Annotated in this window: 11 protein-coding genes; 2 read left to right on the top strand and 9 right to left on the bottom strand. The window is 39.6% G+C overall.

All coding sequences use genetic code 11. The features are described 5' to 3' along the window. Positions 1-26 precede the first annotated feature (26 nt). Together FNH22_RS02910 and FNH22_RS02905 are read left to right on the top strand one after the other, a co-directional pair. Positions 27-758 (top strand): ABC transporter permease, encoded by a 732-nt coding sequence (locus FNH22_RS02910; protein WP_143396823.1) that lies wholly within the window; start codon positions 27-29, stop codon positions 756-758. Beyond that, the gene (locus tag FNH22_RS02905; RefSeq protein ID WP_143396822.1) at positions 755-1,504 is read left to right on the top strand and encodes an ABC transporter ATP-binding protein; all 750 of its coding nucleotides are present in this window, start codon (positions 755-757) and stop codon (positions 1,502-1,504) included. The genes FNH22_RS02910 and FNH22_RS02905 overlap by 4 nt, the downstream gene beginning before the upstream one ends. 221 nt (positions 1,505-1,725) lie before the next feature. Here FNH22_RS02905 and FNH22_RS02900 read toward each other — a convergent pair whose 3' ends face one another. The 9 genes from FNH22_RS02900 to FNH22_RS02860 form a co-directional block, all read right to left on the bottom strand. Next, on the bottom strand, positions 1,726-5,160 hold the full coding sequence (locus FNH22_RS02900; protein WP_143396821.1) for a hypothetical protein: 3,435 nt from the start codon (positions 5,158-5,160) through the stop codon (positions 1,726-1,728). After that, positions 5,160-8,819: an ATP-binding protein gene (locus tag FNH22_RS02895; RefSeq protein WP_185154056.1), complete on the bottom strand. Its 3,660-nt coding sequence runs from the start codon at positions 8,817-8,819 to the stop codon at positions 5,160-5,162. Before FNH22_RS02895 ends, FNH22_RS02900 begins: the two co-directional genes overlap by 1 nt. A gap of 71 nt (positions 8,820-8,890) precedes the next feature. Continuing rightward, a complete protein-coding gene (locus tag FNH22_RS02890) occupies positions 8,891-9,178 on the bottom strand; it encodes a DUF983 domain-containing protein (protein WP_255517967.1) in 288 nt (95 codons plus the stop codon). A 52-nt stretch (positions 9,179-9,230) separates the two neighbouring features. After that, complete coding sequence (locus FNH22_RS02885) at positions 9,231-9,491, bottom strand: hypothetical protein (RefSeq protein ID WP_143396818.1); 261 nt, start codon at positions 9,489-9,491, stop codon at positions 9,231-9,233. Positions 9,492-9,623: 132 nt separating this feature from the next. After that, positions 9,624-10,154 carry a DUF420 domain-containing protein gene (locus FNH22_RS02880; protein ID WP_143396817.1) on the bottom strand — a complete coding sequence of 177 codons (531 nt, stop codon included), beginning with the start codon at positions 10,152-10,154 and terminating at the stop codon, positions 9,624-9,626. Next, positions 10,147-10,668: a hypothetical protein gene (locus FNH22_RS02875; protein WP_143396816.1), complete on the bottom strand. Its 522-nt coding sequence runs from the start codon at positions 10,666-10,668 to the stop codon at positions 10,147-10,149. The genes FNH22_RS02880 and FNH22_RS02875 overlap by 8 nt, the downstream gene beginning before the upstream one ends. A 59-nt stretch (positions 10,669-10,727) precedes the next feature. Further along, on the bottom strand, positions 10,728-11,060 hold the full coding sequence (locus FNH22_RS02870; protein ID WP_143396815.1) for a cytochrome C oxidase subunit IV family protein: 333 nt from the start codon (positions 11,058-11,060) through the stop codon (positions 10,728-10,730). A 19-nt stretch (positions 11,061-11,079) separates the two neighbouring features. Further along, positions 11,080-11,799, bottom strand: a complete 720-nt coding sequence (locus FNH22_RS02865) for a cytochrome c oxidase subunit 3 (RefSeq protein ID WP_143396814.1) — start codon at positions 11,797-11,799, stop codon at positions 11,080-11,082. Between the two features lie 21 nt (positions 11,800-11,820). Next, complete coding sequence (locus tag FNH22_RS02860) at positions 11,821-12,402, bottom strand: cytochrome c oxidase subunit 3 (RefSeq protein WP_143396813.1); 582 nt, start codon at positions 12,400-12,402, stop codon at positions 11,821-11,823. Positions 12,403-12,441: the final 39 nt, after the last annotated feature.

Here is a 12,441-nt window from a genome sequence, read left to right as displayed (position 1 = left end):
TAATGAAACCTTTATATTAGCAGTGAATGGAGACACTTGGTAAGTATTTTATTTTTTTAAGTAGACTGTTCGTCAACCGGGAAACCTTTGGCACTTACTTTAAGCTGGTGGTAGATGAATGTATTACTATTGGTATAAATTCTCTCTTCCTTGTATCACTGGTCTCATTTTTCATGGGAGCTGTTACTACCATCCAAACGGCTTACAATCTTATAAGCCCGTTAATCCCGGATTATGTTATATCATTGGTAGTCAGAGATATGACTATCCTTGAACTTGCACCAACCATCATTGGAGTTATCTATGCAGGAAAGGTTGGCTCCAGTATGGCCAGTGGCCTGGGTACCATGCGAATCAGTGAGCAGATTGATGCACTGGAAGTAATGGGTATCAATTCTGCCAGCTATCTTGTATTACCAAAAGTAATCGGCTCACTATTGATGTACCCTTTGCTGGTAATTCTGGCCGGGTTATTATCTATGTTAGGAGGATATCTTGCCGGTACTTTCACGGGCGTGATTTCACCTACCGAATATGTTTATGGTATACGTTTCGACTTCAACGAGTACATGGTCACTTTCGCTATCATCAAATCATTTGTTTTTGCTTTTTTAGTAGCTTCTATTTCTGCTTTCAAAGGCTATTATACTACTGGCGGTGCAGTGGAAGTGGGTAAAGCCAGTACGGCTGCCGTAACACAGAGTGTAATCGCTATATTGACCGCTGATTATTTACTGGCGCAATTACTACTACAATGATCAAAATAGAAAATATTCATAAATCATTCCAGGGTAAACCAGTACTAAAAGGCATAAGTGGTGTTTTTGAGCAAGGCAAACCAAACCTGATCATAGGGGCCAGCGGTACGGGAAAAAGTGTCTTGCTAAAATGTATCGTAGGACTTATCCAGCCAGATGAGGGGCATGTTTTTTATGGGGATAAGGAATTTACCAAGGCCAATAGAGATACAAAAACGGAAATCCGGAGAGAAATAGGTATGTTATTTCAAGGGGGGGCTCTTTTTGATTCTAAAACTGTGGAACAAAACGTAATGTTTCCATTGGATGTATTGACAAAAATGCCTCAAAACGAAAAAATAGACCGCGTAAATTTTTGTCTGGAACGTGTTGGACTTGGTGGCCAGAACAGCAAAATGCCTTCTGAAATTAGCGGTGGTATGCAGAAAAGGGTGGGCATCGCCCGGGCCATTGTAAATAGCTCACAGTTCCTATTTTGTGATGAGCCAAACAGTGGTCTGGACCCACAAACCTCAATATTAATTGATGACTTAATATTGGAAATTACAGAAGAGTATAACATCACCACTGTAGTGGTGAGTCATGATATGAACTCTGTCATGGGCATCGGTAAAAGAATCATGTTTTTGTACCAAGGACTAAAATGCTGGGAAGGAACCCGGGACGAGATCACGGACAGCGGGGTAAAAGAATTTGATGATTTTGTCTTTGCCAATAAAGTGATGCAAAAACTAAGAAAGAAATAGCCTATGGGTATCAAAAGAGTCTTCGGTGTCATATATATCATTTTTGCTTGTTGGTACGCCTACATCCGTTTGGATTTTATTTTGGGTGCGCCGGGCTTCACATTTGATTACCTCTCTTCTATCCTTATTCCTATTGGATTGTTTATTCTGGGTATTATCCGAATCAAAAAGGGCTAAGTACCCATTCTTTTTCAAAGGGGTAAGACGAAATATTCTTACTATCAGAAAAGAGCGCTCACCTGGACGCGCCCAACATGTACTACTCTGTTAGAGGTTGATTTGCGTCCGTCATAATTCAGGTTCAGTTGCAGACCCTTGGTAATCTTTTGTTGCCAGTTCAATGACCAGGTAAGGTTCTTACCCGGGCGTAACGCTTCCAGTAGTTCATAGCCTAGCGGGCTGTTTTCTTCACCTGAAAAAGTAATATCTACCAGTCTGAATTGAAAATTAAGAGAATTTTTTATTGCCTTATTATACTTGATCTCTATAACCGCCTCATTGAATTGCGCACTTTCAATACTTTCGGAGGTTAGATTGTTCTCTTTGTTGTTGTACTCGTATTGGAGTGAAAGTCGAAAATTTAATGCTGGCTGCCAGGCAAACTCCGGGTTGAATCGGTACCCCTCTATTCTATAGGTCCTGCCTGCTAAAAAATCAGAATCAGCTTCACGGCTGGACGTGGCAGTTCTAAGCTTCACATTATATCTACGGCTAATATTTAATCTAAAATTCACGGCATATTCTTCAAACGCCCGCGATTCAAAGCCATTGCTCAAAAGTTGTTTGGTCTTTTGATTGGAATACACTCCTTCTATACCATAGATTGAATTACTACGATTATAAAATAAAGTGGAGCGGAGGTTCTTACGTTCGCTTAAAAGAAACTCCTGATCAATGGCACGCGCAAAAGCAAATAGCCGTGTACTAAGTTCACTGTCTGTGCTTTTACTTTCTGATGTCCATGAAGTGTTATTCGAGAACCTTCCGGCAAACCTTTTCCAACCGCCCTGTTTGAGCCATGACTTAGGCAAACGGATGTCAACACGATAGACAAACTGGTTTTGAAAAGCGGTGATGAATTCATTAGATGGAAGAAAAATTTTGGCGTAGTTTCTCTCATCCGGATTTATTGCTTCAAAAAACTCTGTAAGGTCTTGTACTCCGTCTTCGTTAAGGTCTCTCCATGTATGTGTGCCTTGTCCGGCTGGCACATTAATGTATATAAACTCCCTTCTCAATTCCCGGCTGTTGGCAATGGTATAGGTAAGTTGTGATCGCACCAGTTTATTAAACAGGTTACCGCTCCAGTCCATACGTCCTGAAATGGTTTCCTCATCTTCTCCTTCGCGTGCCAAATCAAGTTTTCTATAGATAAATATCGTTTCAAAACGATTATTTTTGAACTGCTTCTTTAAGGTAAGTCTACTCGTCTGAGACGAAGAAAAGTCCAATAATTTTCCTTCCAAGGGGCGTTTATCTTCTCTGTAACTGTAGCGAAGGTCTACATTTATCTCTGCTTCTTTTCCATTCCGGATATAACCGGTGTGCTCATTGAAATACATTGCCGAAGAAATAACAGAATCGCTCTCGTTATTTATCAACTTATTCTGGTCCACGTTGTAGTTATAGCCAGGTACCCATTTACCGCCGTGGTATGAAAGGTCAGCGGAATAGCGATTCCATTCTGACATAGTATCAGGAAGTGTACTTTTCATCAGAAAGGCATCCGATTTCATCTGAAATTTGCCCAACTTTTGTAGTACATTAATGCGATGCTGATAACCGTCCACCTGCTCTCCTCGTTTTCTTCTGCTTAAATCGTATTTCCAGGTACTTGTACTTTCTTTAGTGAACTCCAATCCTGCATTAAAAATCAGGTCATCAAATCGTCTTAAATCAGAAGTTGGGTTATAGCTCCAATCCCTATCAAACTCAATATACCTGAACCGGTCAATCGGATTGAAGTTTTTATCATCATACTCAATATCGACATAGGTATTGACCTTATAAGCAGGTAACAGCCCCAACTCACGTCCCTTACTGTTAAAGCCCATCTTGACAGCATGCCCCTGGTCATCTTCACTATCCAGTTCGGAAAAGAGGTTTTTATCGAGTGTGGAAAAAGCTATCTCAGAAAAAAACGTCTCATGCTCAGAAAATGTATAGCTTCCACCGAAAGTGGTCATTTGTCTTTTATTGGGTAATGGTATAGCAACTACAGGTTCAAAACGGCCCTGACTGACCCCCTGAACAGGTGAAATCCATGCAAAAACACGTCCGTTGGCAGTAGTCCTTAACTGAATATAATTACCGTTCCCTTCCCCGACATCTGAAAAGGTGACGCTGAAAAAAGCACTATCCGGGTCAGAGGAAAATTTGAAGATCCGCTGAGTACCTCCATCGGCATCTAATGTATCCAGTTGCTTGTAAAGTACCCGCTCTACTGTAAACCCTACACTATCCGCACCGGAAGTAACAGCCTGATCAAGGTTATCACCTACCGTACTTAAAAACAACTTATCCTGTTCACTCAGTTCAATGCTCAACGGCCGGTTACGATTGTCGCTTTCGCTGTAGGTATTGAAAAAGAGGCCAAGCCTTCCAGTTTTCTGATAGTGGCTGGCAGTAGCAATGGTACGATTGTAATTTTGGTCAGAAAACTCGTAATCTACTCTAACACGGGAAAACTCGGTAATGAGAACACGATTGGTGAATGTAACTTCTCCAATATTATAGTCAATGATGTAATCTTTGTCAAAACCTCTGTCCAACTGTTTGCCATCTAAAAAAACACGTTCGGAATTGGCCAATATGATCACAAAAGGTTCATTATTAGGCCCGGGGATACGATATGGGCCGGAAGAACCTTCAATGGGATCGATTTGAACAGAGGCAAACCGGCCTTTTGCAACCGATATACCTGCAGAAGTGGTAGCCCTACCCTGCTTACCCAACTTATATTTTACTTCGGCCTGCCCTCCCTGCACGTTCTTATAAAAACGAAGAAACTCCGAAGGTCGATTTTTAAGCACTACGTCTCCCCCGGTCAGGGAGATCTTTTCATTGTATATTTTAATGAATACATTATCAAAATCTTGAAGTTGTTGTGTATTTCCTTCCGGCTGGTAGGGCACATTTTGGTCCGTAATAGAAGCACGGATATTAAGATCATCGGTAAGCTTTCCATCCAGATTGAGGTTAAGGGTAGAATTTACAAACACATCCTGGTTGTTACCAAAGGAAATACCACGGCTAATGGTACCACTTTTATTAAGTTCAGGAGTATCAAACAGCTGATCACGCCTTAAAAGACCGTTATCAACGGCTACCCGGTCTTTAAAAAGGGCACCTGAATCATAGATATCAAGGTTTCGATGAAAATAGCGTTGATGAAAGCTAAAAGGTAACACTTTGTAACAAACAAAAATGGAATCTACTGCATCATCGACCTGGAATGTCACAGTGCCGGAACTCAGGTTGTGCAACACTTTTACAGTTTCCCCGTTTGGGAATACCCATGAATCGGGTAATACGGATAAGCTATCCGGGATAAAGGCACCATCAATATCTTTAACCCATCGGCATCGGTCGTTCGTTGTCTGCCCTGTGGCTACCTGTTGTATTAACACACCTACGATGAGTGCCAAAAAGCGCATTATGAATTTTGTGTAGGCAATTCAATGAAGAAAGAAGTACCACTTCCTATTTCAGTCTCAAACCAAATCTTTCCACCGGCATGTTCTACGCCGTGCTTAGCTATGGCCAGGCCTATACCTGATCCCATCTCTTTGGTGCTAAAATTAGGAATGAATATCTTGTTACGGATATCATTAGCTATCCCGGCACCATTATCTTTAATCTCCAGTCTTACTTTTGACGCTCGTATCTTATCTAAGCAAATTTTTATGCAAGAGTCTTTACGCTCTGTAGCTTGTATCGCATTCAACAGTATATTATTAATGATCCTTCCCATTAATTGTTCATCACCTATAGTAAACACTGGCTCTACTTCTATATGTAAGTCAATAACAACGTTTTTTGTTGACTTATGAAGACTTACTACATTGCGTACTACATGTGCCAGTTCATATCGTTCATGCTCAGGAATGGGCATCTTTGCAAACGAGCTAAAGGAAGAAGCAATATCATTAAGTATATCTACCTGATCCAGCAACGTATTAATAGGCCGGTCCATCTCTTCCTTACTTCCCTTATCCCGTAGCTTTCTACTCAAGTGTTGAAGGGTAAGTTTCATAGGTGTGAGTGGGTTTTTGATCTCGTGAGCCACCTGTTGGGCAATTTCCCTCCAGGCTGATTCTTTTTCACTCCTGGCTAAGGCTTTTTTACTGTTTTCAAGGTTTTCAAGCATCTTATTATACTCTCCCACCATCAACCCGATTTCATCATTGGCATCCCACGAAAGAGGCTCATTAAATCCAGTAAGGGTTGTTTTTTTAAGTTTTTGTGTAATAAACCATAACGGAAAAGTAAGCCATTTGGCCGCAAGGTATGACACTACTAGGAATACAATAAAAACAACTGTAAATATATTGATCACGTTGGTAAGTATCGTAATCTGGTTTTGTTCAAGCGTATATTCCGACTGAAAAAAGGGAATACTGACCATTCCGATAAGGTCGCCTTTATCAAAAGACTTTACGGCAAAAAACGCTGTGTTATAGTCCAGCTCACCCACCGACTCCTGAAGGATACGCGCATTTTCACCACGCTCTTTAATATAAGCATAGGCCACTGGGTTAACATGGTTACTTAAAAGATCATTTTCATAGATCAACGGTTGGCTTGTAGCAATCAGTTTCCCTTGAGTATCAAATAAGTTCACATCTGCCCCTGAATATTTCGAAAGCTGAATGAGTTGTGTCTGGAGTTCCTCGGCATTGGCAGTGCTGTCACTTACAAAATCGTTGAGGTCTTCACTTACATTAATGCTTATGTTTTCAGCTTTCTTATAATATTCATAATTCACTTCTTTCTCAAACGAAGAGTTAATAAGGCTAAGCGTAGTAGCACTCACAGCGAATAAAGGAAGGAAAAAGGCCACATTAAGATAAAGCTGAATTTTAGCCGAATAATTGAGGCTCTCCTGCTGTAATAGAAAATATAAAGCGTAAAACCCTGCCAGCAAGACCACTGAAAAAACCTGTATCAAGAAAAGGAATGAGAAATTGGAGATCACATCAGAAAAAGAGTGATCTTCTGAGCTAATGACAATTACTTTATCATTAACATCTCTTACAGCAATATGCCGATACCCCGAGACAATCAGGGACTGATCATACAAAGCCGGGTCCTGAAAAAGTACTTCTCCAAAATTCAGCAGGTAGTTAAAATCACCGGAGTTATAAGTAATCGTATTATTCTCAAAGACGGCATAGCTGTATTTAGCATTCTGATATGGATTAAGAAACCTGTGGTCTACTAAAAGCTCCGGATATACACTCTCGGGAATGACTCTTTTAAGGTTTAGATCTATGGCAATGTATCCTACGGTTACTCCTCGTTTTTCAATTTTAGAAAAGCTTAGATATCTTTTAGACAGTTCACTACCCAAACTATTTATAAAATAAATACTATCATAGGAAGTACTGTAGCTGCCCCGAAAGTCATTGGGTAAGATAGTCTCAAAAGAGTTATCAAAGGGTTCACTCAATGCATTGTACAAGTAAATATTCACATCATACTTATCAAAGTAGCTATTCAAATATACCCGCCTTATTTTTGCTTTAATGATGTCCTTAGAAAGGAACGGACTTGACATGCGATTTTGAATGAACACATCTTTTTCAATCCTGTCATTTGCCTCTGATAACAGGAACTCAGCAAGGTTATCATTCTCTATCAACAGCTGACTGGCATATTTCTTTTTCCGTTTGATGTCCCTTTCATTTTCAAACTGGTAAATTGAGATAGTACCTAAGAGTGCGCCTGAAATAACATAAACAAAAAAGTAAAGGAAAGTACTATAGCCCAGTTTTTTTATAGACCGGGGAAGGTCAGTAATGTGAAGCACGAAGTAAGTCGCACTACCTAATAAGAGAGCTGGCCAAAATATCTGCCCTATTAATAGATTAACCAGTGAAAATAAGGCCGCTCCACTGAAAAACGCCTGTATAAGCGCGCGTTTCTCCGAGAAGGTTTGCTTCATCAGTTTGTAAACGACATGAAAAAAAAAGAAAACCGAAAAAATAAAAACAAGGAAGATTACAAACCCTGTCAGCCGGCTACTATCGAAATCTAACGTTTGCTCAATGTCAAATGTCAACTGTGAATTGTGATACAATGTCTGGAACATGAGATAGCCTATGTGGAAGGAAAAAAATCCACCCCCAATGGTCAATGCTCCGAGCAGGATCTTGATATGCCTATTTTCAGGCAACCTACTCGCTAATTCTTCCAATATACGTGACCTATGGAGGAACACATAAATAGTCCAAGAACAAAAGCCACCCAGGTTTATTAATAGATCCCCCAGTGATCTGTTCAGGTTGGATGAGGCGAAATACCTGGAATTAAAAAGAGGGGCATCGGTGAAGTTATCAGGAAACCCTATCCAGAGCATGAGCAGTCGGATAAGTAATATGCCTGCGGCAAGCAGGAGCGCTCCTTTGATAGCAACCCTACGACCTACCTGATATATTATGACATAAATGGCAATGAAAAGCAGCAGAAATCCAATGGAATACAATGCATTGATCAATAACAAGAGAGACCTGTCCGGGCTGGAATAATCCTTATCGAACAATACTTTAAAAAGGCAATATTCATTGTTATCCAGGCATATGTCCGTGCCCGCTTCCGAGGACATGGGAAGTATGGATAACTGCTGAACAGGAAATATTTCAGGATTATATGCAGACGCTACAAAATCATTTTCTATCTGATACCCTTTGTAAAGAGGCAAAAGCGCCACTACTTCAAATGACGAATTGGCAATTACCCATTTCCTCGCAATAAAATCTTTTCTTAGTAATTGTAAAAAGCGGTATCGATAATCTCCCCGGACCGAATGATAATCAGGCACAAAACGATAATCTGACCAATAAATAAGATCACCACCCTGATAAATGAAAAAGGGATAACTTGATAGACCATTAAATTTGGTAAAATGAAATTCATCCTCGTTTTCTAACACTTCCAATACAGGGACCGTTTGCCTTTGTATAGAAGACAATTCCCGTACAAGGTTATTTACGATTTTTGATGCTTCTTTTTCTAAAGACAAAGAAGCATCTGGCCTGTCCATAAAAAAATACAACCCTGTACCTGCCAATAAAAACGGAATGGCTATGTACAATAGATTATACCTGAAGGAAGAATGAATCAACTTACAAAACTATGATCTTTATTAAATATAAGTGATTTAGCTCAATTACCGTACCGAGTATCAAACTTCACTCCTCCAAACAAGTGAAGAAATAGTATCCTGGAATACCTGAAACTTACTGGTAATAATAGAATCACACTACCTATAATGCCTATAAGGTAGACATAAAGCGGATAATCACCCAATACAGTTAATGCTACACCAACTGTTACAAAAATAGCCACAGAAAAGGCATAGCTGATGTACATAGCGCCAAAGAAGAAACCTGGTTCCCGCTCAAAATGCAATCCGCAGTTTGGGCAATCCGGATTCATTTTATGGAATTTCATAAGGTTATAAGCTGTATAAGGGAACATTCCACCTTTTCTACAGCGCGGACATTTACCATGAAGTATGGCGCTGCCTCGGTTGTTGCTTATTTGCATTAGCTTTGCTGTTTCGATACCACAGATATCCGACCACGCCAATGATAAGATAAGGCATCACAAATAAATATAGTATACCAAAATTCAAACTTGCTCCTATGCCTATGTCACCGTTGCTCACATTATTCTCAAGCGTGGCCCGGCACATTGCACATTGCGCATAGCTGCCAAATGCTGTAAGCATCACAAAAACAAATGCCATGATTGTCTTCTTCATCTTCACCTCGTTTTAATCCTTCTTATCGCTTTATTAACAGCCCTGTCCATACTAACATGAACTTGCACTTTATTAGTTCAATGATGTTTCTATCGTCTGCCATACATTCAGTTACAAGATATTAAATCTATCTTAAACGTAGTAAGGGCTAATCATTAGATACACTACTACACCTGTAATGGCTACATACAGCCATATCGGGAAGGTGACTCTGGCTAACTTCTTATGCTTATCAAACCTTTCCGTCCAAGCCTTAGTAAAAGTGAACAACACCAAAGGAATTACAGCAATGGACAGTATTATATGGGTGATTAATATGAAGTAATAGACGTACCTAAGAGCACCCTCACCGCCATAAGGCGTTGGGTCACTCGTCATATGATACAAAACGTACATAACTAAAAACAACGCTGAGAGTATCAGGCATACTTTCATAAAGGTTTCATGAAGTTTTCTCTTTTTATTCTTAATGGCCCATAAGCCTAAAACCAAAAGAAATGCTGTCAAAGCATTAGTGCCAGCATAAATGGGGGGCAAAAAAGACAAATCATACCCTTCTACTTTCACTCCAAATAGTATAGCTACTACTACAGGAATAACAACGGAAAGTAGTATAATAATTTTGTTGTACTTCGCCTCCTTAGTTGCTAATAATTCACTCATTTTCCAATACTATTTTGATCTCCACGATGAGGCGGTCTATCTCATCCAGGTCATTATTATAATACCCTCTGATATATCCTTTCTGATCATGTAAGATAAATTGATTCAATGTGTCAGTGGCAAAATTACAATGCATGCGTTTTTTCAACTCACTTTGTTCTGATTTTATCATTTCACCTTGTTCAGAAGAAGCTTCACCGAATGCATTAAAAGATATATGTTTCGAAAAAGTGGCTTTCAAACGCTTAGAAATATTGACCAGTTCCTGTGAGGTAAAATCAGCCGTCTCTTCAAAAAAAACAGTGATATTAGCCTTTTGATTATTTTTATTGTTAAGCGGTACGGTAAAAGTACCCTCTGCAAAATCGCAATCATCGAAGCGAGCGGTTACTCCATCCTGATGATAAACCGGAACAAAAAACTTGTTATCGCCAAATGTCTTCAAGAATAGAAAAATCACTACCGGTACAATAAGAATGAGCAGTAGAAATATTGCCTGGACTACTTTTTTCATTAGAAACAAATAAGGCTAAAGTTTTCACCTTAGCCCCATTCTATATTATTCAGTGAATATTAATATCGAATTTCGTTAATCGCTGCCCCTTCATAAATGAAAGCTATTAACATCCAAATGACAAAAACCATCGGAATGAGTATTGACCATATCAATACTTTCATTTCGTATTTAAGGTGCATAAATTCAGCTACTATGTAAAAGGCTTTTACAATGGTCATCAAAACAAAGATGGAAACCCGTGTAGTCGCCATCTCCAAGGGCAATGTAAATGCTACGATAAATTCCAGTATAGTGATCAATGCCATGTATCCGGCAGTAACCCATATTTTTCTGATCTTTGCTTTATCTACCGGTTGAGGTTGAACGTGTGTTGTATTTTCTGCGTGCATAATATATACTCTTTAAAACTTAAACCAGGTAAAAAAATGTGAAAACAAATACCCATACCAAATCCACAAAGTGCCAGTAAAGCCCCACTTTTTCAACCATTTCGTAATGCCCCCGGCGATCATAAACACCAGTAACCGTATTGTAATAAATAATAAAGTTCAGTACTACTCCACTAAACACATGTGTCCCGTGAAAACCGGTAATGAAAAAGAAAAAAGCGGCAAAATCAGGAGGACCATATTCGTTCCATGAAAGGCCTGCACCGCCTCCACCCGTACCATGTATAAAATGCGACCATTCCCACGCCTGACACCCCAGAAAAACAAGGCCTCCGATAATCGTCCATAGCATCCATTTCTCTACGTCCTTTCTATCCATTCTATGACCGGCTTCTACGGCCAATACCATTGTAACACTACTCATGATAAGAATGAAGGTCATAATACCTACAAATACCAGAGGTAAGCTTACCCCATGGAGAAAAGGTACCGCTTCAAAAACTTTTTCCGGTATCGGCCAATATTCCTGTGAGAATGCAAAAGCTTCCGCCTCCCCGACATATGCAGGGTGTGCTGACCGTATTAAACCATAGGTAATTAAAAGCGCTGAGAAGGTAAAGGCATCAGACAATAAGAAAAACCACATCATTAGTTTTCCATAGCTCGCCTTAAAAGGTGATTGGCCACCATCCCAAATGCTCTTCTTGGGTGCGTTAATGCTAGGTGCAGTTGCAGACATAAATTACTTTTTAACGATCAATTAATGATTCAATAATAAAAATATGAACAAATATATCCAAAGTGCATCCAGAAAATGCCAGTAAGTGGCACACATCTGCATCCTTGTCATATTTTTTGAATGAACTTTATACTTAAAGGTTGAAATTAATACAATTATTAGAAAAATAACACCACTCACTAAGTGTAAGCCGTGCAATCCGGAAAGAATGTACAAAAACGACCCGGAAGGGTTACCTACCAAAAACACATTATTATCTACCAGCGCTCCCCAGACGTAGAACTGCCCAACAAGAAAGGCAACACCAAGGAATGTAGTAATACCCACAGCCAGTTTGACTTTTTCCAATTCATCTCTTTTGGCTGCAAGATACCCCCAATGCATTGTAATACTACTCATCAAGATAATACCAGAGGTCACCCATAGTTCCATAGGTAATTCGAATACCATCCAGTTCCCTTCACCCTGCCTTACAATATAAGCACTGGTCAAAGCGGCAAATATCATGATCACTGTTATGATAAACAGCCACAATGCAAACTTCTTGGGATGCATTGAAAGTTGCTTTTGAGGCTCCTCTACAAGTTTTAAATCTCCCGTCATCTTCTATCTACTTTTACTACTGGAATTATTCATTTTACC

The organism is Fulvivirga sp. M361 (genome assembly GCF_007097395.1).
Lineage (GTDB): Bacteria > Bacteroidota > Bacteroidia > Cytophagales > Cyclobacteriaceae > Fulvivirga.
The sequence above is the reverse complement of the archived record's forward strand: the minus strand, read 5'-3'. Positions and strand labels throughout refer to the sequence as shown.

Excerpts from the sequence above, each read along its gene's own strand:
- FNH22_RS02910 (WP_143396823.1), top strand. The coding sequence starts at position 27 with ATGGAGACACTTGGTAAGTATTTTATTTTTTTAAGTAGACTGTTCGTC.
- FNH22_RS02905 (WP_143396822.1), top strand. The coding sequence starts at position 755 with ATGATCAAAATAGAAAATATTCATAAATCATTCCAGGGTAAACCAGTA.
- FNH22_RS02900 (WP_143396821.1), bottom strand. The coding sequence starts at position 5,160 with ATGCGCTTTTTGGCACTCATCGTAGGTGTGTTAATACAACAGGTAGCC.
- FNH22_RS02890 (WP_255517967.1), bottom strand. The coding sequence starts at position 9,178 with ATGAAATTCCATAAAATGAATCCGGATTGCCCAAACTGCGGATTGCAT.
- FNH22_RS02885 (WP_143396818.1), bottom strand. The coding sequence starts at position 9,491 with ATGAAGAAGACAATCATGGCATTTGTTTTTGTGATGCTTACAGCATTT.
- FNH22_RS02880 (WP_143396817.1), bottom strand. The coding sequence starts at position 10,154 with ATGAGTGAATTATTAGCAACTAAGGAGGCGAAGTACAACAAAATTATT.
- FNH22_RS02875 (WP_143396816.1), bottom strand. The coding sequence starts at position 10,668 with ATGAAAAAAGTAGTCCAGGCAATATTTCTACTGCTCATTCTTATTGTA.
- FNH22_RS02870 (WP_143396815.1), bottom strand. The coding sequence starts at position 11,060 with ATGCACGCAGAAAATACAACACACGTTCAACCTCAACCGGTAGATAAA.
- FNH22_RS02865 (WP_143396814.1), bottom strand. The coding sequence starts at position 11,799 with ATGTCTGCAACTGCACCTAGCATTAACGCACCCAAGAAGAGCATTTGG.
- FNH22_RS02860 (WP_143396813.1), bottom strand. The coding sequence starts at position 12,402 with ATGACGGGAGATTTAAAACTTGTAGAGGAGCCTCAAAAGCAACTTTCA.